Origin of the sequence: Streptomyces sp. NPDC085932 (assembly GCF_044540525.1) — a bacterium.
Classification (GTDB): domain Bacteria; phylum Actinomycetota; class Actinomycetes; order Streptomycetales; family Streptomycetaceae; genus Streptomyces; species Streptomyces levis.
Map to the genome: position 1 here is coordinate 1 of NZ_JBITSJ010000005.1, position 22,062 is coordinate 22,062.

A 22,062-nucleotide genomic window follows, 5' to 3' on the forward strand; every position below is an offset into this window, starting at 1 on the left:
AAACGCCCGGTTACATTCCGAACCCGGAAGCTAAGCCTTACAGCGCCGATGGTACTGCAGGGGGGACCCTGTGGGAGAGTAGGACGCCGCCGAACTCCCTTTAGAGCTCCGGCTCTTGGGCATCACAGCCCGAGAGTCGGAGCTTTTTTGCGTTGAGGTAAGGTCAGGGGGCATCGTTGGCACGTTTCCCCAGGAGGCACCCGGGTGGAGGTTCAGGAGACTCGCGTCCAGACGGACCGTGTGCTCACCATCCCGAACATCCTCAGCATGGCGCGGCTCGTCGGCGTGCCCCTCTTCCTGTGGCTGATCCTGAGGCCTGAGTTCGGTGGGCCCAAGAGTGACGGCTGGGCCCTCCTGGTGCTGGCTCTGAGCGGCATCAGTGACTACCTGGACGGCAAGCTCGCACGGCGCTGGAACCAGGTCAGCAGCCTCGGCCGGCTGCTCGACCCCGCGGCCGACCGGCTCTACATTCTCTCGACTTTGGTCGGCCTCACGTGGCGTGAGATTCTGCCCCTGTGGTTGACGGCTGTCCTTCTGGCGAGGGAGCTGGTTCTGCTGGTGATGGTGGGCATCCTCCGCCGGCACGGCTATCCGCCGCCGCAGGTGAACTTCCTGGGGAAGGCCGCCACGTTCAACCTGATGTATGCCTTCCCCCTGCTCCTGCTCAGTGACGGAAGTGGTTGGATCTCGTCACTGGCTGCTATTTTCGGATGGGCGTTCGCCGGATGGGGTACAACGCTGTATTGGTGGGCAGGAGTCCTCTACGTAGTACAAGTCCGCCGCCTGGTCCGTGCGGACGCCCTGACCGATTGAACTCGCGGATTCCTCCGCCCAGCGCGGTGCGATGGCCCGTGGTCGAAAAATGCGGGAGAATCCTCGCGGGGGAAGTCGGCTAGACCGTCGTCTCTTCGAGGAGGACGCTTCCGACATGAAGGCCGTCGTGATGGCCGGAGGCGAAGGCACACGCCTTCGTCCCATGACCTCAAGCATGCCCAAGCCGCTCCTGCCTGTGGCCAACCGCCCGATCATGGAGCACGTGCTGCGGCTGCTCAAAAGGCATGGGCTCAACGAAACAGTCGTGACTGTCCAGTTCCTGGCCTCGCTCGTCAAGAACTACTTCGGTGACGGCGAAGAGCTCGGTATGGAGCTCACCTATGCCAATGAGGAGAAGCCACTCGGTACCGCCGGAAGCGTCAAGAACGCGGAAGAGGCGTTGAAGGACGATGCCTTCCTCGTCATCTCCGGCGATGCGCTGACCGATTTCGACCTCACCGAGCTGATCAATTTCCACAAGGAAAAGGGAGCGCTGGTCACGGTCTGTCTGACCCGCGTCCCCAACCCTTTGGAGTTCGGCATCACCATCGTCGACGAGGAAGGCAAGGTGGAGCGCTTCCTCGAGAAGCCCACCTGGGGCCAGGTCTTCTCCGACACGGTGAACACCGGCATCTACGTCATGGAGCCGGAGGTCTTCGACTACGTCGAGGCCGATGTGCCCGTCGACTGGTCCGGTGACGTCTTCCCGCAGTTGATGAAGGAAGGCAAGCCCATCTACGGCTTCATCGCCGAGGGCTACTGGGAGGACGTCGGCACGCACGAGAGCTACGTGAAGGCGCAGGCCGACGTGCTCGAAGGCAAGGTCGATGTCGACATCGACGGATTCGAGATCTCGCCGGGTGTGTGGGTGGCCGAGGGCGCCGAGGTGCACCCGGACGCCGTTCTGCGCGGGCCCGTCTATATCGGCGACTACGCCAAGGTCGAGGCCGGCGCCGAAATCCGTGAGCACACCGTCGTGGGCTCCAACGTCGTCGTCAAGAGCGGTGCCTTCCTGCACAAGGCCGTCGTCCACGACAACGTCTACGTGGGCCCCCACAGCAATCTCCGCGGCTGCGTGGTCGGAAAGAACACCGACATCATGCGTGCCGCGCGGATCGAGGACGGGGCGGTCATCGGTGATGAGTGCCTGATCGGTGAAGAATCGATCGTGCAGGGCAATGTCCGGGTCTACCCGTTCAAGACCATCGAGGCCGGTGCCTTCGTCAACACCTCGGTGATCTGGGAGTCCAGGGGACAGGCGCACCTCTTCGGTGCCCGGGGCGTCTCCGGAATCCTGAACGTCGAGATCACGCCGGAACTGGCCGTGCGTCTTGCGGGCGCGTATGCGACGACCCTCAAGAAGGGCTCGACCGTCACCACGGCGCGGGACCACTCGCGTGGTGCCCGTGCGCTGAAACGGGCGGTGATCTCCGCACTGCAGGCCAGTGCCATCGACGTACGGGACCTGGAGAATGTGCCGCTGCCGGTGGCACGGCAGCAGACCGCGCGCGGTAGTGCCGGCGGCATCATGATCCGGACGACTCCAGGGGTCCCGGACTCCGTCGACATCATGTTCTTCGACGGCCAGGGCGCCGACCTGTCGCAGGGCAGCCAGCGGAAGCTCGACCGGGTGTTCGCGCGGCAGGAGTACCGGCGGGCCTTCCCCGGCGAGATCGGTGACCTGCACTTCCCGTCCAGCGTCTTCGACTCGTACACCGGTTCGTTGCTGCGGAACGTCGACACGACCGGGATCGCGGACTCCGGGCTCAAGGTCGTCGTGGACGCGTCCAACGGAAGCGCCGGTCTGGTGCTGCCGAGTCTGCTCGGGAAGCTGGGGGTCGACTCGCTGACGATCAACCCCGGCCTCGACGAGTCCCGGCCGACCGAGACGGCCGACATGCGCCGGTCGGGCATGGTGCGGCTCGGGGAGATCGTGGCGTCCTCGGGGGCCGCGTTCGGCGTACGGTTCGACCCTGTCGGTGAGCGGCTGTCGCTCGTCGACGAGAAGGGCCGGATCATCGAGGATGACCGGGCGCTGCTCGTGATGCTGGACCTGGTCGCCGCCGAGCGGCGCAGCGGTCGGGTCGCCCTGCCGGTGACCACGACCCGGATCGCGGAGCAGGTGGCGGCGTACCACGGGACCCAGGTCGAGTGGACGACGACCTCTCCCGACGACCTCACGCGCGTGGGCGGTGAGGAAGGGACGATCTTCGGCGGCGACGGCAAGGGCGGCTTCATCGTCCCCGAGTTCAGCAGCGTGTACGACGCCACCGCGGCCTTCGTGCGGCTGCTCGGGCTGGTGGGGCGGACGCAGCTCACGCTCAGCCAGATCGACGCGCGGATCCCGCGGGCGCACGTGCTGAAGCGGGATCTGGCGACCCCGTGGGCCGTCAAGGGGCTGGTGATGCGGCGGGTCGTCGAGGCGGCCGGGGACCGTTTCGTGGACACCACGGACGGGGTGCGCGTGGTGGAGACCGACGGCCGCTGGGTGATGGTGCTGCCCGACCCGGCCGAGGCCGTCACCCACCTGTGGGCCGAGGGACCGGACGACGCCTCCGCGCAGGCCCTGCTGGACGAGTGGTCGGCGATCGTGGACAGCGCCGGCCGGTAATACCGCCTGCACGCGTGCGTGCCGGACAAGTGTCCCCAACGGGGCCTGTCCGGCACGCCGGTGGGGCCGTTCGGCGGCAGTGGCCGCGACGTGCGACGATGTGCGGCATGCCGCAGCAACCCCCCATTCGGAGCACACCCGCGCGGCCCCGGCGTCCGGACGCGTCCATGTCGTTGATCACCAACGTGATGGACCACAGCCTCGACGACGGCTACGCCGAGGCCGCCGCGCGGAAGAGGGCCGCAGGCGACGGCGGCATGCCGAAGACTCTCCGGGCGAAGCTGGGGCTGGCCGCCGGCCTGGTGCTCGCGGCGCTGGTCGTGACCGTGGGAGCGGCTCAGGCACGGGTCGCCGCCCCCGTCGTCGCCAAGGAGCGCGAGGAGCTGATCGACCGCATCGACCGGGAGACCGAGGCGGCGGACCGGCTGGAGGACACGGTCGACGAACTGCGCGAGGACGTCAGCGCACGCCAGCGCGAGGCGTTGAAGCACAGCGGCGGAAGCGCCCGGTCGGAGCTCGTCGGCATCCTGTCGGGGTCCGTCGCCGTGCACGGTCCCGGTGTGAAGCTCGTGGTGAACGACGCCGAGGAAGCCGGCACCGGCGGTGACGGTGACCCGCGTGGCAGCTCAGGCTTTTCCGACACCGGCCGGGTGCGTGACCGGGACATGCAGCGCGTGGTCAACGGGCTGTGGGAGTCGGGGGCCGAGGCGATCTCCATCAACGGGCAGCGGCTGACGGCGCTGTCGGCGATCCGGGCCGCGGGAGACGCGATACTGGTCGACAACAAGCCGCTGGTGCCGCCGTACACGGTGCTCGCGGTGGGGGACGGGCAGCGGCTGAGCACGCGGTTCCAGGACAGCGCGGACGGGTTGTATCTGAACGCGCTGCAGGAGAGCTACGGCATCAGGACAGGCATCTCCGTGGAGGACGACCTCCGGCTGCCTGCCGCGCCGAGCGTGATCGTACGTACAGCACAGCCGAGCACTGAGAAGAGCGAGAAGGGCACATCGTGATCGCCGTACTGGGCCTCGTCGTGGGAGTCGTGGCCGGCCTGTTGGTCCGGCCTGAGGTTCCGGCGGTGGTGGAGCCTTATCTGCCGATCGCCGTCGTGGCGGCTCTCGACGCGGTCTTCGGGGGGCTGCGGGCCATGCTCGACGGGATCTTCGACGACAAGGTCTTCGTGGTGTCGTTCCTGTCGAACGTGGTCGTGGCCGCGCTGATCGTCTTCCTGGGCGACAAGTTGGGCGTGGGGGCCCAGCTGTCCACCGGTGTGGTGGTCGTGCTCGGTATCCGGATCTTCTCCAACGCCGCGGCGATCCGCCGGCACGTGTTCCGGGCGTGAGGCCGATGAGCGAGCACGACGAGACGCGTCCCGACGAGCAGGGCGACACGCGCGCGGAGCGGCCCGAAGCCGGCGGTGACTCGGGGAACAGGCTCCGCAAGGAGCTGCCGCAGGAGGTGTCCGCCCCGGTGCCCGCCGCTCGGGAGACCCCGCGGGCCGAGGCCGGGTCAGCACCCGAGCCCACGGTCGAACCGGAGGCGGAGTCCGGGCAGCGGCTGACCGGCAGGCAGCGCCTGGTGCAGGGGCTGTGGCCGCCGCGTGTCACCCGGGCTCAACTCATCGTCGCGCTGCTGTTGTTCGGCCTCGGCTTCGGTCTGGCCGTGCAGGTGGCGTCGAACAGCGACGGCGACAGTGCCCTGCGCGGGGCCCGGCAGGAGGATCTGGTCCGCATCCTCGATGAACTGGACGACCGCACTCAGCGTCTTGAGGACGAGAAGCAGGGTCTCGAGAAGCAGCGGGACGAGCTGGAGAACAGCTCGGACCAGGCCGAGGAGGCCCGGAAGCAGACGATCGAGAAGGAACGGCAACTCGGCATCCTGGCGGGCACGGTGGCCGCGCAGGGGCCCGGGATCACCATGACCATCGAGGACACGAAGGGGACGGTCGAGGCGGACATGCTGCTCGACGCGATCCAGGAGCTGCGTGCGGCGGGTGCCGAGGCGATCCAGGTGAACGGCGTACGCGTGGTCGCCGGCACGTACCTCGCGGATTCCGGCAAGGGCGTGAGCGTCGACGGGAACAAGATCAACGCGCCCTATCGTTTCAAGGTCATCGGCAAGCCGCAGGACCTCGAGCCGGCGCTCAACATCCCCGGAGGCGTGGTGCAGACTCTCGAGAAGGAACAGGCCACGGTGATCGTCGAGCGATCGACCAAGATCGTCGTGGATGCCTTGCGAGCGGCGAAGCGGCCTGACTACGCTCGGTCGTCCTCCCAGTGAACCGGGGGTGCATGGGCGACGTTCGGCGAGGGCATGAGGTTGCGGGGGGTCGGCGCACCGAATGGGTGGTGCGTGGTGGAAACTGTCTGGTGCAGACGGACGTTGTCAGGATGTCCGGGTCGGCCAGAGTGTTCAGTCAGGGTTCGTCCTGCCCCACGGGCGGGTCTGTTTCGGTCAAGGGGAATCGCCCGTGAAGTTGTTTGCGAAGTTGTTCGGCAAGAGCGCGCGAGAGGGCAGCGACAACGCCACCGCTCGTCATCGCGCACAGCCTGACGCGGAAGGCCAGCGGCCGCTCTTCCGCGATCAGGTCGCTGGTCCGGGTGGTGACGTCGCCGGAGGTCAGGGCGCGCCGTCGGTTGACCCTGCGCAGCCCGGCGGCATAGGTTTCGGCCAACCGTCAGCCTCAGGTGCGGGTGGAGGGTTTTCCGACCCGTATGCGTCCCACGCTCCCGGCGGGCAGCCGCGGCAGGAGGATCCGATGTCGGCCCTGGTGTGTACGAGGTGCGGTAACCGCAACGCGGAGAACAGCCGCTTCTGCTCGAACTGCGGCGCGCCGCTGCGGGCCGGCGCGACTCCGGAGCGCCCGTCCGAGACGACGTCCACGATCTCCATCTCCGGCCTCGAGGCCTACGACAGCGAGACCACCGGCCAGACGCCGATGCCGACGCTGTCTCCCGAGGCGCAGGCGGCCGTGGACGCGCTTCCCCTGGGTTCCGCGCTCCTGGTCGTGCGTCGCGGGCCGAACTCGGGCAGCCGCTTCCTGCTCGACGGCGACCTGACCACGGCCGGGCGTCACCCGCAGAGCGACATCTTCCTGGACGACGTGACGGTCTCCCGGCGGCACGTGGAGTTCCGCCGCGGCCAGGACGGCTCGTTCACGGTGGCCGACGTGGGCAGCCTGAACGGCACGTACGTCAACCGCGAGCGGATCGACCAGGTCGCCCTGAACAACGGTGACGAGGTGCAGATCGGCAAGTACCGGCTGGTCTTCTACGCGAGCCAGCGGGGCTACTGACCCCCGGCCCGTCCGGGGAGCTCAGCGAAGGTCCGTCCGTCAGGGAAGGTCCATGCTTCGAACACCGAGCGGCGGTGCCGGACACGGCACCGCCGCCACGGACAGTGGGCTGATGAGCATCGGCACGGTGCTGAACGTGCTGCGCGACGAGTTCCCCGAGGTCACCATCTCCAAGATCCGTTTCCTGGAGGCGGAGGGGCTCATCGAGCCGCAGCGGACCCCCTCGGGGTATCGCAAGTTCAGCGCACACGACGTCGAGCGCCTCGGCCACGTCCTGAGGATGCAGCGGGACCACTATCTGCCCCTGAAGGTGATCCGCGAGCATCTGGAGGCCGTGGAGCGCGGGGAGGCCGTCCAGCTGCCCGTGGTGGGCCGCCAGCGTGACGGCGAGCCCGTGGCCGAGGCCCCGGAGGCGCCCACGGCGGCCAGGATCGGGCGGTCGGAGCTGCTCGCCGCCGCCGGCATCGACGAGCAGGAGCTGAAGGAGTGGGAGTCCTACGGGCTGCTCACTCCACTGGAGGACGGCGCGTACGACGCCGAAGCGGTCACGGTGGCCTCGCTCGTCGTCGAGCTGGGGCGGTTCGGGATCGAGCCGCGGCATCTGCGGGCGATGAAGGCGGCGGCCGACCGCGAGGCCGGGCTCGTGGACCAGGTGGTGGCCCCGCTCAGGCGGCACCGGAACCCGCAGACCAGGGCTCACGCGGAGGCGCGCACGAAGGAGCTGGCGGGGCTCACGGTGCGGCTGCACGCCGCGCTGGTGCAGACGGCTCTCGGGGTGCGGCTGCCCTGAGCAGCGGGCCGCGCGGGGGGCCGGATCAGGTGCCCGATCCGGGCCCGACTACCCAAACATCCCGAGCACGGCCTAGGGTTGCTGTGTGAACGAGCTCGATGTCGTAGGTGTCCGGGTCGAAATGCCCTCCAACCAACCGATCGTGCTGCTGCGTGAAGTGGGAGGAGACCGTTACCTTCCCATCTGGATCGGACCGGGGGAGGCGACGGCGATCGCCTTCGCCCAGCAGGGCATGGCTCCCGCACGGCCGCTGACCCACGACCTGTTCAAGGACGTGCTGGAGGCTGTCGGCCAGGAGCTCACGGAAGTGCGCATCACGGACCTGCGCGAGGGCGTCTTCTACGCGGAGCTGGTCTTCGCCAGTGGCGTCGAGGTGAGCGCCCGTCCGTCCGACGCCATAGCGCTTGCGCTGCGCACCGGGACGCCGATCTACGGCAGCGACACGGTGCTCGACGACGCCGGTATCGCCATCCCGGACGAGCAGGAGGACGAGGTGGAGAAGTTCCGCGAGTTCCTCGACCAGATCTCTCCGGAGGACTTCGGCACCAGCAGTCAGTGAGCTCCCGTCCCCGACAAGAGGGGGCCGGAGGCAGCAGCGGTCGGTGAGGCGAAGGGGCGGCCCGGCGGACGGTGTGGTCCGCGGCGGGGTCGCCCGACGCGTTGTGACGGGTGAATTGCCCGCATGTGCCGGTGGCGCGTGAGAGCGTCACACGGCCCGAGCCGAGCGCATTCGGCTAGCCTTTCCCCGCGGTGGGGCACGGGAAACCACTCTCAGGGTGATTATCACTCGGCGTGGCGAGTGTGGCGATCGTTGACGCACCCCTGGTGACTGCCTACCGTCGAGAAGGCAGGTCAAGGACGGAGGTCGGCGTGAGTAGCAGCGGCGGCGGTACGGCTGGGGGCGGCCCCGAGCGCAGTCTCAGGGCGAGCGGTCCGTACCCTCCCCCCGGCTCATGGCTCCGCGCGAGCGGGGGATACCCCCAGCCCGGCGACGCGGCCGATCACGCTCCGCAGCGACCGACGGCCGTGCCGAGCAGCGGAGGGACGACGTCCATGGCGTCCGAGCAGATCGGCTACCGCGGTCCGACGGCCTGTGCGGCCGCTGGCATCACCTACCGGCAACTGGACTACTGGGCCCGTACGGGTCTGGTCGAGCCGAGCGTGCGCCCCGCCCACGGGTCCGGGACACAGCGGTTGTACAGCTTCCGCGACGTGGTCGTCCTGAAGATCGTCAAGCGGTTCCTGGACACCGGGGTGTCGCTGCAGAACATCCGCACGGCCGTGCAGCACCTCAGGGAACGCGGTTTCCGCGACCTGGAGCGGATGACGCTCATGAGCGACGGTGCCACGGTCTACGAATGCACCTCGCCGGACGAGGTCCACGCCCTGCTCCAAGGGGGCCAAGGGGTCTTCGGGATCGCCGTGGGCGTCGTGTGGCGGGACGTCGAGAGCGCGCTGTCCCAGCTGCACGGGGAGCGGATCGACACCGGCGAGACGCTGGTCGGGCCCAATCCGGCGGACGAGCTGGCGCGACGGCGCAACCGAGCCGTCTGAGACCGCCCCACAGGTGGTGTTCCCATTGCTCCCCGGAGGCGGGACGTTTCCGCAACCGGCGCGCGGACCCGTGCGCCGAGCCGCCTGGAAGCGGTTGCCCCGAGGCGGTCACGGCCGGGCGGGGTGGCCGATCGGGGCATTGTCAGTGGCGTAGGGCAGCATCGGAGATGTGAGAACCGCGCCCACGATCCTGCATCTCGACATGGATGCCTTCTTCGCCTCGGTGGAGCAGGCGTCCAAGCCGAGTCTGCGTGGGAAGGCCGTGGTCGTGGGGGGACTCGGGCCGCGGGGTGTGGTGGCCACGGCGTCCTACGAGGCGCGGGTCTTCGGGGTGCATTCGGCGATGCCCATGGGGCAGGCCAGGCGACTCGCGCCCAACGCCGCGTACCTCGTGCCGCGCTTCGGGCTCTACAAGGCGATCAGCGAGCGCGTCATGGAGCTGCTGCGAGCGCTCTCGCCGCTCGTGGAGCCGTTGAGCCTGGACGAGGCGTTCGTCGACCTGGAGGCAGGACAGGTGGCCTGGGACGAGAAGTCCGCGCGGCTGGTCGGCGCCCAGCTGCGTGCGGACATCCGCGCGGTCACCGGGCTCACGGGATCGGTCGGGCTCGCCGCCTCCAAGATGCTCGCGAAGATCGCCTCGGAGCAGGCCAAGCCCGACGGACTGGTGGTGATCGAGCCGGGCACCGAGCGGGCCATGCTCGGGCCGATGTCGGTGCGGACCCTGCCCGGCGTCGGACCGGCGACGGGCGACCATCTGCGGCGCGCCGGGATCACCACGGTCGAGGAGATCGTCGAGGCGGGCGAGGACGAGCTGGTCCGGCTGCTGGGCAAGGCGCACGGGCACGGGCTGTACGCGATGGCCCTGGCGCGGGACGACCGGCCCGTGGTGGCGGAGCGCGAGGCGAAGTCCGTGTCCGTGGAGGACACCTACGACGTGGACATCCACGACCGGGTGCGGGTCGGTCTGGAGGTGCAGCGGCTGGCCGACCGGTGCGTGCGGCGGCTGCGCGGGGCCGGCCTCTCCGGGCGGACGATCGTGCTGAAGGTACGGAGGTACGACTTCTCGACCCTCACCCGGTCCGAGACGCTGCGGGGGCCGACGGACGACCCCGCGGTGATCGGGGAGGCGGCGGCCCGGCTGCTGGACTCGGTGGACACCACGGGCGGGGTGCGGCTGCTCGGGGTCGGGGTCAGCGGACTCGCCGACTACACCCAGGAGGACCTGTTCGCACAGGCCGCGGGGGAGCGAGCGGTGGTCGAGGGGCCGGTCGAGGAGCATGCCGCGGCGCAGGCCGAGGAGCAGCCGTCGCTCGCCGAGCGGCGCTGGCCCGCCGGACACGACGTGCGGCACGCCGAGTTCGGGCACGGATGGGTGCAGGGCAGTGGGCTGGGACGGGTCACCGTGCGCTTCGAGACGCCCGGCTCGGAGCCCGGACGGGTGCGGACCTTCCGGGTCGACGACCCCGCGCTGGAGCCGGCGGATCCGCTGCCGCTGGTGTTACGAAGACCCGGCGGATCCGGGGACGGATTCGCCGGTCCCGTGGTTACGCCGCCGGGGGCCGCTTCGTCCGGGGAGTCCGGGCATCAGGTCGTCTGCTCGTCGGAGCCCGCCAGCTTGCCGAACTCGTGATCGGGCAGCGCGGGAGGGGCGGCGATGTCCAGGCCGTAGTGGTGGTAGAGCTGCAGTTCCTGCTCGGGGGAGAGGTGGCGGCCCACGCCGAAGTCGGGGGCGTCCTTGATCAGGGCGCGTTCGAAGGGGACGTGGAGGGCACCCTCGATCAGCTCGCTGGGCTCCAGAGGGACGAATGCGTCCCTGCTGAACAGGCCCGTCCGTATGGCCGCCCACTCGGGCTCGCCAGTGGCGTCGTCGAGGTAGACCTCGTCGATCGTGCCGATCCGGGTTCCGTTGCGGTCGAATGCCTTGCGGCCGATCAGGTTGCGCGGATCGATATCGGTACGCACGGGACCTCCACAGGGTCGCAACTCATCCGTAAGCACTACAAAACGGCACAATCGAGGAGGCGGCCACTCGAAGGTTCGTGCGTTGACCTCGCTGGTACGCTGGCAACGGCTGCTGACCCCGTGCGGGAGAGTCCTCCGGACACCATCGGAGGCGCCGAAGGAGCAAATCCTCCCCGGAATCTCTCAGGCACACGTACCGCACGGACGAGGTCACTCTGGAAAGAAGAGCGGGTGTCGACGGCTTCCGCTCTCACCGACGGTGAAAGCCGGACGCCTTCGGGCGATCCGGTGAAGCTCTCAGGTTGAGATGACAGAGGGGGAGGCCGTCCGGGTACCCGCGCCGTGGTGCCCCTCGAAGGTCGTGTCAGACCAGGAGGCCTCCGTCCATGACCGCCCATCGCATTCCGCTTTCCGAGCTCGAAGAGGCAGTCCCCTTCGAGCAGCGCCACATCGGCCCCGACCACGAGGCCCAGGCCAAGATGCTCGCGCAGGTCGGCTACGGCTCGCTGGACGAGTTGACGGCCGCCGCGGTCCCGGCCGTGATCAAGAGCGCCGAGGCCCTCGACCTGCCGGGCGCCCGCAGCGAGGCCGAGGTGATCGCCGAGCTGCGCTCCCTCGCCGACCGCAACCAGGTCCTCGGCTCCATGATCGGCCTGGGCTACTACGGCACGTTCACGCCGCCGGTCATCCTGCGCAACGTCATGGAGAACCCGGCCTGGTACACGGCCTACACGCCGTACCAGCCGGAGATCTCGCAGGGGCGGCTCGAGGCGCTGCTCAACTTCCAGACCATGGTCGCCGACCTCACCGGACTGCCGACGTCCGGGGCCTCCCTGCTCGACGAGGGCACCGCGGCCGCCGAGGCCATGGCGCTGTCGCGGCGCATGGGCAAGAACAAGAAGGGCCTGTTCCTGGTCGACGCGGACGCGCTGCCGCAGACCATCGCCGTGATCCAGACCCGGGCCGAGCCGACCGGCGTGGAGGTCGTCGTCGCCGACCTGTCCGACGGCATCCCGGCCGAGGTCGCCGAGCGTGAGATCAACGGCGTGCTCATCCAGTACCCGGGCGCCTCCGGAGCCGTACGGGACATCAAGCCGGTCATCGACCGGGCGCACGAGCTCGGGGCGGTCGTCACCGTCGCCGCCGACCTGCTCGCGCTGACACTGCTGAAGTCGCCCGGCGAGCTCGGCGCGGACATCGCCGTCGGCACCACCCAGCGCTTCGGTGTGCCGATGGGCTTCGGCGGTCCGCACGCCGGTTACATGGCGGTTCAGGAGAAGATGGCGCGCAGCCTGCCCGGGCGGCTCGTCGGCGTCTCCGTCGACGCCGACGGGAACAAGGCCTACCGGCTGGCGCTGCAGACGCGTGAGCAGCACATCCGCCGCGAGAAGGCGACCAGCAACATCTGCACCGCGCAGGTGCTGCTGGCCGTGATGGCCGGCATGTACGCCGTCTACCACGGCCCGGAGGGCCTGAAGGGCATCGCGCGGCGCACCCACCGCTACGCCACGGTCCTGGCCGCCGGGCTCGCCAACGGCGGGGTCGAGGTCGTGCACGGCTCCTACTTCGACACCCTGACCGTGCGCGTCGAGGGCCGGGCCGCCGAGGTCGTGGCCGCCGCGCGTGACAACGGCGTCAACCTGCGTCTGGTCGACGCCGACCACGTCTCGATCGCCTGCGACGAGACCACCACCCGCGCCCAGCTGCGGGCCGTGTGGGCCGCCTTCGGCGTCGAGGGTGTCATCGAGGCGCTGGACGCCGCCACGGAGGACGGGCTTTCGGCCGGTCTGCTGCGGACCGACGACTACCTCACGCACCCGGTCTTCCACCAGCACCGCTCCGAGACGGCCATGCTGCGCTACCTGCGCCGGCTGTCCGACCGTGACTACGCGCTCGACCGCGGCATGATCCCGCTGGGCTCCTGCACCATGAAGCTCAACGCGACCACCGAGATGGAGCCGGTCACCTGGCCCGAGTTCGGGCAGCTGCACCCCTTCGCCCCCGCCGAGCAGGCCCAGGGCTACCTCACGCTCATCCACGAGCTGGAGGACCGGCTCGCCGAGGTCACCGGGTACGACAAGGTCTCCCTCCAGCCGAACGCCGGGTCCCAGGGCGAGCTGGCCGGTCTGCTCGCCGTGCGCGGGTACCACCGGGCCAACGGCGACGAGCAGCGGACCGTGTGCCTGATCCCGTCGTCCGCGCACGGCACCAACGCCGCCAGCGCGGTGATGGCGGGCATGAAGGTCGTCGTCGTGAAGACCGCCGAGGACGGCGAGATCGACGTCGAGGACCTGCGGGCGAAGATCGAGCAGCACCGCGACGAGCTGGCCGTGCTGATGATCACCTACCCGTCCACGCACGGCGTGTTCGAGGAGCATGTCGCCGACATCTGCGCGCAGGTGCACGAGGCGGGCGGCCAGGTCTACGTCGACGGCGCCAACCTCAACGCGCTCGTCGGGCTCGCCAAGCCGGGTCACTTCGGTGGCGACGTCTCGCACCTGAACCTGCACAAGACCTTCTGCATCCCGCACGGCGGTGGCGGCCCGGGCGTCGGCCCGGTGGCGGTGCGCGAGCACCTCGCGCCCTACCTGCCGAACCACCCGCTGCAGCCCGAGGCCGGCCCGGAGACGGGCGTCGGGCCCATCTCGGCGGCGCCCTGGGGCTCGGCCGGCATCCTGCCGATCTCGTGGGCGTACGTCCGTCTCATGGGGGGCGAGGGCCTGAAGCGCGCCACGCAGGTGGCGGTGCTGAGCGCCAACTACGTCGCCAAGCGGCTGGAGCCGCACTACCCGGTGCTCTACACGGGTCCCGGCGGGCTCGTCGCGCACGAGTGCATCATCGACCTGCGGCCGCTGACGAAGGCGACCGGTGTGAGCGTCGACGACGTCGCCAAGCGGCTCATCGACTACGGCTTCCACGCGCCGACCATGTCGTTCCCGGTGGCCGGGACGCTGATGATCGAGCCGACCGAGTCGGAGGACCTGGCCGAGCTGGACCGGTTCTGCGACGCGATGATCGCCATTCGCGCGGAGATCGAGAAGGTCGGTTCCGGTGAGTGGCCCGCCGAGGACAACCCGCTGCGCAGCGCCCCGCACACCGCCGGCGCCCTCGCCGGGGAGTGGGAGCACGCCTACAGCCGTGAAGAGGCGGTCTTCCCGGCCGGGGTCTCGGCGGCCGACAAGTACTGGCCGCCGGTACGCCGTATCGACCAGGCCTTCGGTGACCGGAACCTGGTCTGCTCGTGCCCGCCGCTGGACGCGTACGAGGACTGATCCGGTGAGGTGGCTGATGGGGCGAGCCGGCTGATCCGCCGCCGAGTGGACTGATCTGCCCGATCCACCCATGGGAGGGGCTCCGCGCTGCGGGGCCCCTCCTGTCATGCGGTGGCACGGTCATGTGGTGGCGCGGGGTACCCGGGGCGGCCGTGGTCGATGCCCCTTCGCCGGCCTCGCAAGGTCCGCTGGGCGGCCTCTGGCAGCGGGGCCGCGGCCGCCCGCGGCCCGGCGGGTGATCGCCGTGGCCGGGTCTGGCGGGATTGACCTGATCGGGGGATGGCCGAAGACTATGACGCGATATAGCGTTAGTCCTGTCGGGAGTCGCAGAGTGCGGTGGCCGAGGAATCGGGGTGGGTGTGATGGGGGAACTCGTGCGCAGTGTTGGGTCACCCGAGGTGAGGGCCTCGCACGCGGACCGGGACCGGATCGTCGAGGTGCTGCGTGTCGCCGCGGGTGACGGCCGGCTGACGCTGGAAGAGCTCGACGAGCGGCTGGAGGCCGCGCTGTCCGCCCGTACGGTGGGGGAGCTCGCGGTGCTCACCTCGGATCTGCCCGAGACGGCCGGGGGCCCCGGCTTCGAGGAGGTCATGCGGATCGAACAGGTGGGTTCCTCCACCGGGCGCGCCGACGCCTGGGTGGTGCCGCGGCGTCTGGAGATCCGCTCGGCCTGGGGCGAAGTGACGCTCGACTTCACCGACGCGGTGATCACGCACGACAGCCTGGACATCGACCTGGACCTGCGTGCCGGTGCCCTCAAGCTGGTGACCAGGCCCGGCATCGTGGTGGACACGACCGGGCTCGTGACGAACTACTCCGCGATCAAGGAGCGCCGGGTTGCCGAGGCGCCCGACGTGCTGCGCGTGCGGATCACCGGCGAGATCGAGTACGGGCAGATAGTGGTGCGCCCGCGCCGCCGGGGCCTCGGCAGACGCTGAGGCGCGTGCCGGCTCAGCCCACGTGCACCCTGGGGCGCCGTGCCCGGTCCGGTTCCGCCTCGCGCAGGATCTCGCGGGTCACGGGGGCGACCTCGCCCTGGCCGAACAGGAGGAAGCGCAGCAGGTTGGCGAACGGACCCCCTTCGGTCCACTCGAAGTACATGTGCGGGGTGCGGCCGGTCGTGTCGCGGACGTGCAGCAGGAGAGCCGCCAGCGCGTTGGGGACGGAGGACGACTCCAGGGTCAGCACGCGGTAGCGGTCGTGCAGGACCTCGCCGCGTACGGTCAGGCCCGCCTCGAACTCGGACGGATCGGTCACCGTCACCTCCACGAAGACGAAGTCCTCCGCCTCGGGCACGTCGTTGTCGTGCCGGATCTGCTCGATCTTGTCGCGGTACTCGGCGATGTCCCGCCGGTCGGGCTCATTGGCGATGAACCGCATCCGGCGACTGGCCATGTCCCGGACGAAGCGGTCCGCCACGCCGTCGAGCGTCACGCCGGTCACGCGCAGCTCGAAAGCGCGGGCCAGACGTGACAGCAGGGAGACGAGGATGATGCCGGCGATGAAGCACGCGCCGATCTTCACGCCGTCCGGGCGCTCGATCACGTTCACGACGGTCGTGTAGAGGAACACCGCGGCGATGACGGAGAACGCGATGGTCCAGTTGCGCTGTCCGGCCTTGCGGGCGGCGATGGTCACCGCCATGGCGGCGGAGCTGATCAGGACCAGCACACCGGTGGCGTAGGCGCCGCCCTGGGCGTCCACGTCGGCGTCGAAGATCCAGGTGACCAGGAAGCCGATCAAGGTGAAGACGATGACCATCGGGCGGACGGCCCTGGCCCAGTGCGGGGCCATGCCGTACCGGGGGAGGTAGCGCGGCATGAGGTTGAGCAGGCCGGCCATCGCGGAGGCGCCGGCGAACCACAGGATGGCGATCGTGGAGGCGTCGTAGAGGGTTCCGAAGGTGTTGCCCAGGTAGTCGTGTGCCAGGAAGGCCAGGGCGCGGCCGTTGGCCTGGCCACCCGGTTCGAACTCCTTCGCCGGGATCAGGAGGGTGGTGATGAAGCTGGTCGCGATCAGGAAGACGCTCATGATGACAGCGGCCGTGGTGAGCAGCTTCCTGGTGTCGCGGATACGGCCCGCCGGGCGCGCTTCGGTGTCGTCCGGGTCGCCCTTGACGTGCGGCATCACGGCGACGCCCGTCTCGAAGCCGGACAGGCCGAGGGCCAGCTTCGGGAAGACGAGCAGGGCCACGCCGATCATGACGAAGACGTTGCCGTGCTGGGTGGTCAGAGCGCCGGACCAGTCGGTGACCACATGGCCGGCGGTGGCGACGTGGTAGAGGCCGACCACCACCACGACCGCGTTCAGCGCGAGGTAGGTGCCCACCAGGGCGACGGCCACGCCGATCGCCTCCAGGAAGCCCTTGAGGAACACGGCGCCCAGCAGGGCCACGAGGATGAGGGTGATCAGCATCTGACGGTCGTGCAGGACGCCGTTGAGGTGGGGATTCTCCACCAGGTGGGTGGAGGCGTCGGCGGCCGACAGCGTGATGGTGATCAGGAAGTCGGTGGCGGCGAAACCCAGCAGGGTCAGCACGAACAGCTTGCCCTGCCAGAAGGAGAGCAGCCGCTCCAGCATCGCGATCGAGCCCTCGCCGTGCGGGCTCTCCTGGGCGACCCTGCGGTAGACCGGCAGGGCGCCCGCCAGGGTGACGACGACCAGGACGATCGTCGCGATGGGTGACAGCAGCCCGGCCGCCAGGGCGGCGATGCCCGGCTGGTAGCCGAGGGTGGAGAAGTAGTCGACGCCGGTCAGGCACATCACGCGCCACCAGGGCTGCCCCTGATGGGGAGCCTCGGGCGCGGGACCCGGTCCGGTGCGGCCGCCGTTCTTGCCCATGTCGGACAGGCCCTCCAGCATCCAGGCGCGCAGCCGGCTGGGTGGAGGGGGCTCCGTACGGCTCGGCGGCTGCTCGGTGGTGGCCATCGTCGTGCTCCTGATGTGCGGATCAGCTGGTTCCGGCCATCACTGGACGGCCGGATCAGCGTAAGCGGAGCGTGATGCCGTGGCCCGCGAATGTGGGGGTGGTGCGCGTCAAGCTTCCGTTAAGACTGGTGGCGCGGATGCCCGCCGGAGGTGAAAGGCCAGGTGGGGGAGGGGGTGGCGGCTTTGTCTGGGATGAAGCGGGGCGGCGGGTGCGCGGCTGCCGGGTCAGTACTCAGCGTGATCGGCTGATCCGTAAAGTTCGTCGTTCTGATCGAATGTTTCGGCGGACCCTTACGGGCGCCGTGGCGAGCAAAGATTCACTGTGTACAAGGGGTTGCCACCGTTTACCGGCTGTCTCTAGGGTGCGGCATCAACGCATCTTTCTGGATCTCATTCGAAACTTTCGAGGAGCATGATGGGCGACCCGGCACTGTCCCGCCGCGGCTTTCTGGCGGCCTCCGCCGCGGCCGGTCTGGGAATGACGGCACTGACCGCATGCGGCGGGGACTCGGACGGAGGGTCGTCCGGGACGACCACGATCGAGTGGTGGAACATCTCCACCACCGAACCGACCAAGAGCGTCTGGGCCGCTCTCGCGCGCAAGTTCGAGGCGCAGAACCCCACCGTCAAGGTGAAGATCGTCCAACTGGAGAATGACGCCTACAAGTCGAAGATGACGGCTCTGACCTCCTCCGGGAAGCTGCCCGACATCTTCCACACCTGGGGCGGCGGGGTCCTGCGGCAGCAGGTCGACGCCGGGCTCGTCGAGGACCTCACGGACCGCACCAAGCCCTGGGGCGACGCCCTGCTGCCGGTCGCCCGGGAGCCGTACCTCATCGACGACAAGGCCTACGGCATCCCGTTCGACATCGGCATGATCGGCTTCTGGTACAACAAGGCGCACTTCGCGAAGGCCGGCATCAGCGAGCCCCCGACCACATGGACCGGCTTCCTCGACGCCGTGCGCAAGCTCAAGTCGGCCCGCATCACGCCCCTCGCCCTGGCAGGCAAGGAGAAGTGGCCCGGCATGTACTACTGGGCGTACCTGGCGATGCGCACCGCCGGCGCCGAAGCGCTGCAGAAGGCCTACGAGGACAAGGACTTCACCGGCGCGCCCTTCGTCGAGGCGGGTGAGCACCTGAAGGAACTCGTCGGCCTCCAGCCCTTCCAGAAGGGCTTCCTGGGCGCGGCGTACTCCAGCCCCACCGGCCAGGCCGCCACCGTCGGCAACGGCAAGGCAGCCATGGAACTCATGGGCCAGTGGGCCCCCGTGGTGCAGGCCGACGCCGGCAAGGGCCTCGGCAAGGACCTCGGGTTCTTCCCGTTCCCCGCGGTCGAGGGCGGCCGGGGCGCCATCACCGAGGTGTTCGGCGGAGGCGGCGGACACGCGCTGCGCCGGGACGCCCCGCAGGCGGCCGTCGATTTCCTGAAGTTCTTCGCCTCGGAGGCCACCGACCGGGAGCTGGTGAAGAAGACCGGGGTGCTGCCCGTCGTCCCGGCGGCCGAGAGCGCCATCGCGGACCCGAACATCAAGGCCGTGCAGGCCGAGCTGAAGAAGGCCACCGGTTTCCAGCTCTACCTCGACCAGGCGTACGCGCCCGCCGTCGGCCAGGAGGTCAACGACAGCGTCGCCGCGCTCATATCGGGTTCCAAATCGCCCGAGCAGGTCGCGCAGTCCGTGACGAAGACCGCGAAGGAAGAGCAGTAGCCGGCGATGACGTCCACGTTCCTGCCGAGCGAGCGGACCGGCCCCGACACCGGTCCGCCGCCCCCGGCCCCCGACCGGGCCCGGGGGCGGGCCCGGCGACGCACCCTGAACTGGCTGACGGCCACCGGCTTCCAGCTCCCCGCCCTGGTGCTGTTCATCGGGCTCGTGCTGCTGCCGATGCTGTTCGCCCTGTACGCGGCCTTCTTCCGGTGGGGCGGCTTCGGCATGCCCTCCGACTACGTCGGCGGTGAGAACTTCACGCGGCTCCTCCAGGACGAGGTGTTCCTGGGCGACCTGTGGCGCTGCCTGGTGCTGGTGGTGCTCTCGCTGGCACTGCAGCTGCCGTTCGCGCTCGCCATGGCCGTGCTGCTCAACCAGCGGATGCGCGGCCGGGCGGTGTACCGGATGCTGTTCTTCGCGCCCTACGTCCTGTCGGAGGCGATCACCGGAATCCTGTTCGGCATGATCTTCGCCCCGGACGACGGCTTCGCCGACCAGGTCCTCGGCCGGATCGGGCTGGAAGGGCTGGGCGGGGAGTGGTTCGCCGATCCGTCCACGGTCATGGCGACCCTGTTCCTGGTCATGATGTGGAAGTACTTCGGCTTCCACATGATGCTCTACCTCGCCGGCCTCCAGGCCGTCCCCAAGGAGCTGACGGAGGCGGCGCTCATCGACGGGGCCGGTCCCTGGCAGCGCTTCCGGAACGTGACCCTGCCGCTGCTGGCGCCCACCCTGCGCATCAGCGTCTTCCTGTCGGTCATCGGGTCGATCCAGCTGTTCGACCTGGTGTGGGTCACCACTGCGGGCGGCCCGGACCACCATTCCGAGACCATGGCCGTGACCATGTTCCAGTACGGCTTCAAGCGCTACCAGGTCGGCTATGCCAGCGCCATCAGCGTGGCCATGTTCGCCATCAGCCTCGTCTTCGCCCTCGCCTACCAGCGGTTCGTGCTCCGGCGCGACCTCGAAGGAGCCACCACCACCATGCGGGGTGACGGAAAGTGACGGTCAGTCGCAAGACCCGCGGGGGCGGGAAGCTGTGGAGCCTGCACCTCGTCCTGGTCGTCGTCGGCGCGGTCATGGCCGTGCCCCTGCTCTACGCCGCGCTCTCCGGCTTCAAGTCCACCGACGAGCTCTCCCGCAACCCCGTCGGGCTGCCGGAGTCGTGGATCACCTCCAACTACACCGGGATCCTCGCCTCGGGGGACTTCTGGCGGCTGATCGCGAACAGCACGCTGATCGCCGTGGGCACGACCGTGCTCGTGGTCGCCGTCTCGGCGCTGTCGGCCTTCTCCTTCGCGCGGTTCGCCTTCCGCGGCCGGGAGTTGCTGTTCACGCTGTTCACCATGGGGCTGATGTTCCCGTTCGCGGTCGCGGCCCTGCCGCTGTTCCTGCTGCTGCGCTCCATGGGGCTGCTCGACAACCCGCTCGGGGTGATCCTTCCGCAGGCGGCGTTCGGGCTGCCGATGACCATCATCATCCTGCGCGGCTTCTTCCGGCAGATCCCCGGCGAACTGGAGGAGGCGGCCACGCTCGACGGGTGCGGCCCGTTCGGCTTCTTCTGGCGGGTGCTGCTGCCCATGGCCCGGCCCGCGCTCGGCACGGTCTCGGTGCTCGCCGTCGTCACCAGCTGGAACAACTTCTTCCTGCCGCTGCTGGTGTTCACCGACGCGCAGTGGTGGACGCTCCCGATCGGTGTCCAGCAGTTCCAGGGGCAGTACTCCGCGGACTACGCCAAGGTCTTCGCCTACCTGGTCCTGGCCATGGTCCCCGCCCTCGCCTTCTACTCGGTCGCCGAGCGCCAGCTCGTCGGTGGCCTCACCGCCGGCGCCACGAAGGGCTGACGCGCGCCGCGGACGTACGGCTCTGTCCACCCATTCGTCGTGAGGAGTCGCACCATGCGCAAGAACCGTCTCAGACTCGCCGGTGCCGTCGCCGCCTTCGTGGTCGCCGCCGGGCTCGGTGCCGGCTCGCCCGCCCAGGCGAGTGACCGGCCGGCGAGCGAACGGCAGGCGAGCGAACAGGAGGCAAGTGATCGGCAGGCGGGCGACCGGCAGCCCACCCTCGCCGACCTGGCCCAGCGGCACGGCCGTTACTTCGGCAGTGCCACCGACAATCCCGAGCTGACCGACGGGCCGTACGTGGCACTGCTCGGCAGCGAGTTCGACCAGATCACGCCCGGCAACGGCATGAAGTGGTACGCGACCGAGCCCGAGCAGGGCGTGTTCGACTTCTCGCAGGGCGACGAGGTCGTGAACCTCGCCCGTGCCAACCGGCAGAAGGTGCGCGGCCACACGCTGGTCTGGCACAGCCAGCTGCCCGAGTGGCTCACCGCGCGGGAGTGGACGGCCCCGGAGCTGAGAGCCGTGCTGAAGAAGCACATCCAGACGGAGGTGCGGCACTACCGGGGCAAGGTCTTCGCCTGGGACGTCGTCAACGAGGCGTTCAACGAGGACGGGACGTACCGCGAGACGGTGTTCTACAAGACGCTGGGCCCCGGCTACATCGCCGACGCGCTGCGCTGGGCCCACCAGGCCGATCCGCGGGTGAAGCTGTACCTCAACGACTACAACATCGAGGGGATCGGCCCCAAGAGCGACGCCTACCACCGGCTGGCCAAGGAACTGAAGGCCCAGCGCGTCCCGCTGCACGGCATCGGCTTCCAGGCCCATCTGGCCCTCCAGTACGGCTATCCCACGACGCTGGAGGACAACCTCCGCCGCTTCTCCCGGCTCGGTCTCGACACCGCGCTCACCGAGGTCGACGTGCGGATGCAGTTGCCGGCGACCGAGGAGAAGCTGGCGCAGCAGGCCCAGTGGTACCGGGACCTGACGGAGGCGTGCCTGGCCGTGCGCCGGTGCGTGGGCGTCACCCTCTGGGACTACACGGACAAGTACTCGTGGATACCCGCGTTCTTCCCCGGCGAGGGCGCGGCCCTGCCGTGGGACGAGCAGCTGCTGCCGAAGCCGGCGTACTTCGCGCTGCGGGAGGCGCTCGGGGGGAGGTAGCCGAGGGCGCGGCGGGCCGGGTTCACGGGGGCTGAGGCCCGGGCAGGTCGGTCAGGTTCGGCGCACGGGGGGTGCGGCTCGGGCAGAACCGTCAGGCCCACGGCGATTGCGGCTCGGGACC

At 69.5% G+C, this 22,062-nt stretch carries 18 protein-coding genes, 1 rRNA gene and 1 riboswitch; of the genes, 17 read left to right on the forward strand and 2 right to left on the reverse strand.

The window, feature by feature from the left end:
* The 11 genes from rrf to ACIGAQ_RS24070 form a co-directional block, all read left to right on the forward strand.
* Window positions 1-95 (forward strand): 5S ribosomal RNA (gene rrf / locus ACIGAQ_RS24020); the annotation flags it as partial.
* A 109-nt stretch (window positions 96-204) separates the two neighbouring features.
* Window positions 205-813: a CDP-alcohol phosphatidyltransferase family protein gene (locus tag ACIGAQ_RS24025; RefSeq protein ID WP_311682298.1), complete on the forward strand. Its 609-nt coding sequence runs from the start codon at window positions 205-207 to the stop codon at window positions 811-813.
* 115 nt (window positions 814-928) lie between these two features.
* On the forward strand, window positions 929-3,424 hold the full coding sequence (locus ACIGAQ_RS24030) for a sugar phosphate nucleotidyltransferase (RefSeq protein ID WP_399785941.1): 2,496 nt from the start codon (window positions 929-931) through the stop codon (window positions 3,422-3,424).
* 98 nt (window positions 3,425-3,522) lie between these two features.
* Window positions 3,523-4,437, forward strand: a complete 915-nt coding sequence (locus ACIGAQ_RS24035; protein ID WP_399785944.1) for a DUF881 domain-containing protein — start codon at window positions 3,523-3,525, stop codon at window positions 4,435-4,437.
* Entirely contained in the window at window positions 4,434-4,766 is a 333-nt protein-coding gene (locus ACIGAQ_RS24040) for a small basic family protein (protein WP_003988855.1), read from the forward strand. The genes ACIGAQ_RS24035 and ACIGAQ_RS24040 overlap by 4 nt, the downstream gene beginning before the upstream one ends.
* A 5-nt stretch (window positions 4,767-4,771) precedes the next feature.
* Window positions 4,772-5,704, forward strand: a complete 933-nt coding sequence (locus ACIGAQ_RS24045) for a DUF881 domain-containing protein (RefSeq protein ID WP_399785947.1) — start codon at window positions 4,772-4,774, stop codon at window positions 5,702-5,704.
* A gap of 61 nt (window positions 5,705-5,765) precedes the next feature.
* Window positions 5,766-6,719 (forward strand): FHA domain-containing protein, encoded by a 954-nt coding sequence (locus tag ACIGAQ_RS24050; RefSeq protein ID WP_311682291.1) that lies wholly within the window; start codon window positions 5,766-5,768, stop codon window positions 6,717-6,719.
* 52 nt (window positions 6,720-6,771) lie between these two features.
* A complete protein-coding gene (locus ACIGAQ_RS24055) occupies window positions 6,772-7,509 on the forward strand; it encodes a MerR family transcriptional regulator (protein ID WP_399785951.1) in 738 nt (245 codons plus the stop codon).
* A gap of 85 nt (window positions 7,510-7,594) precedes the next feature.
* Window positions 7,595-8,068, forward strand: coding sequence for a bifunctional nuclease family protein (locus ACIGAQ_RS24060; RefSeq protein WP_026253112.1), 474 nt, complete (start codon window positions 7,595-7,597; stop codon window positions 8,066-8,068).
* 311 nt (window positions 8,069-8,379) lie between these two features.
* On the forward strand, window positions 8,380-9,063 hold the full coding sequence (locus ACIGAQ_RS24065; RefSeq protein WP_311682286.1) for a MerR family transcriptional regulator: 684 nt from the start codon (window positions 8,380-8,382) through the stop codon (window positions 9,061-9,063).
* A gap of 169 nt (window positions 9,064-9,232) precedes the next feature.
* The gene (locus ACIGAQ_RS24070) at window positions 9,233-10,693 is read left to right on the forward strand and encodes a DNA polymerase IV (RefSeq protein ID WP_399785954.1); all 1,461 of its coding nucleotides are present in this window, start codon (window positions 9,233-9,235) and stop codon (window positions 10,691-10,693) included.
* Here ACIGAQ_RS24070 and ACIGAQ_RS24075 read toward each other — a convergent pair.
* Window positions 10,648-11,025 carry a PRC-barrel domain-containing protein gene (locus ACIGAQ_RS24075; protein WP_311682283.1) on the reverse strand — a complete coding sequence of 126 codons (378 nt, stop codon included), beginning with the start codon at window positions 11,023-11,025 and terminating at the stop codon, window positions 10,648-10,650. The two genes, ACIGAQ_RS24070 and ACIGAQ_RS24075, sit on opposite strands and share 46 nt — an antisense overlap.
* 113 nt (window positions 11,026-11,138) lie before the next feature.
* Window positions 11,139-11,234, forward strand: a riboswitch (glycine riboswitch).
* A 177-nt stretch (window positions 11,235-11,411) separates the two neighbouring features.
* On the opposite strand from ACIGAQ_RS24075, the gene gcvP reads away from it, so the two are divergent.
* Both gcvP and ACIGAQ_RS24085 read left to right on the forward strand, forming a co-directional pair.
* On the forward strand, window positions 11,412-14,297 hold the full coding sequence (gene gcvP, locus ACIGAQ_RS24080) for an aminomethyl-transferring glycine dehydrogenase (RefSeq protein ID WP_399785957.1): 2,886 nt from the start codon (window positions 11,412-11,414) through the stop codon (window positions 14,295-14,297).
* A gap of 374 nt (window positions 14,298-14,671) precedes the next feature.
* Window positions 14,672-15,235, forward strand: coding sequence for a DUF1707 domain-containing protein (locus ACIGAQ_RS24085; RefSeq protein ID WP_399785960.1), 564 nt, complete (start codon window positions 14,672-14,674; stop codon window positions 15,233-15,235).
* A 13-nt stretch (window positions 15,236-15,248) separates the two neighbouring features.
* Here ACIGAQ_RS24085 and ACIGAQ_RS24090 read toward each other — a convergent pair whose 3' ends face one another.
* Window positions 15,249-17,225 (reverse strand): amino acid transporter, encoded by a 1,977-nt coding sequence (locus tag ACIGAQ_RS24090; protein WP_399785963.1) that lies wholly within the window; start codon window positions 17,223-17,225, stop codon window positions 15,249-15,251.
* A 415-nt stretch (window positions 17,226-17,640) separates the two neighbouring features.
* On the opposite strand from ACIGAQ_RS24090, the gene ACIGAQ_RS24095 reads away from it, so the two are divergent.
* From ACIGAQ_RS24095 to ACIGAQ_RS24110, 4 genes are read left to right on the forward strand one after another with little or no spacing between them, the layout of a single operon-like run.
* A complete protein-coding gene (locus ACIGAQ_RS24095) occupies window positions 17,641-18,933 on the forward strand; it encodes an extracellular solute-binding protein (protein ID WP_311682277.1) in 1,293 nt (430 codons plus the stop codon).
* Window positions 18,934-18,939: 6 nt separating this feature from the next.
* Entirely contained in the window at window positions 18,940-19,938 is a 999-nt protein-coding gene (locus ACIGAQ_RS24100; protein WP_399785966.1) for a carbohydrate ABC transporter permease, read from the forward strand.
* Complete coding sequence (locus ACIGAQ_RS24105; protein WP_399785969.1) at window positions 19,935-20,777, forward strand: carbohydrate ABC transporter permease; 843 nt, start codon at window positions 19,935-19,937, stop codon at window positions 20,775-20,777. Before ACIGAQ_RS24100 ends, ACIGAQ_RS24105 begins: the two co-directional genes overlap by 4 nt.
* Before the next feature lie 54 nt (window positions 20,778-20,831).
* Entirely contained in the window at window positions 20,832-21,941 is a 1,110-nt protein-coding gene (locus ACIGAQ_RS24110; protein WP_311682275.1) for an endo-1,4-beta-xylanase, read from the forward strand.
* Window positions 21,942-22,062: the final 121 nt, after the last annotated feature.

Excerpts from the sequence above, each read along its gene's own strand:
- ACIGAQ_RS24030 (WP_399785941.1), top strand. The coding sequence starts at position 929 with ATGAAGGCCGTCGTGATGGCCGGAGGCGAAGGCACACGCCTTCGTCCC.
- ACIGAQ_RS24035 (WP_399785944.1), top strand. The coding sequence starts at position 3,523 with ATGTGCGGCATGCCGCAGCAACCCCCCATTCGGAGCACACCCGCGCGG.
- ACIGAQ_RS24045 (WP_399785947.1), top strand. The coding sequence starts at position 4,772 with ATGAGCGAGCACGACGAGACGCGTCCCGACGAGCAGGGCGACACGCGC.
- ACIGAQ_RS24050 (WP_311682291.1), top strand. The coding sequence starts at position 5,766 with ATGGGTGGTGCGTGGTGGAAACTGTCTGGTGCAGACGGACGTTGTCAG.
- ACIGAQ_RS24055 (WP_399785951.1), top strand. The coding sequence starts at position 6,772 with ATGCTTCGAACACCGAGCGGCGGTGCCGGACACGGCACCGCCGCCACG.
- gcvP (WP_399785957.1), top strand. The coding sequence starts at position 11,412 with ATGACCGCCCATCGCATTCCGCTTTCCGAGCTCGAAGAGGCAGTCCCC.
- ACIGAQ_RS24090 (WP_399785963.1), bottom strand. The coding sequence starts at position 17,225 with ATGGCCACCACCGAGCAGCCGCCGAGCCGTACGGAGCCCCCTCCACCC.
- ACIGAQ_RS24095 (WP_311682277.1), top strand. The coding sequence starts at position 17,641 with ATGGGCGACCCGGCACTGTCCCGCCGCGGCTTTCTGGCGGCCTCCGCC.
- ACIGAQ_RS24100 (WP_399785966.1), top strand. The coding sequence starts at position 18,940 with ATGACGTCCACGTTCCTGCCGAGCGAGCGGACCGGCCCCGACACCGGT.
- ACIGAQ_RS24110 (WP_311682275.1), top strand. The coding sequence starts at position 20,832 with ATGCGCAAGAACCGTCTCAGACTCGCCGGTGCCGTCGCCGCCTTCGTG.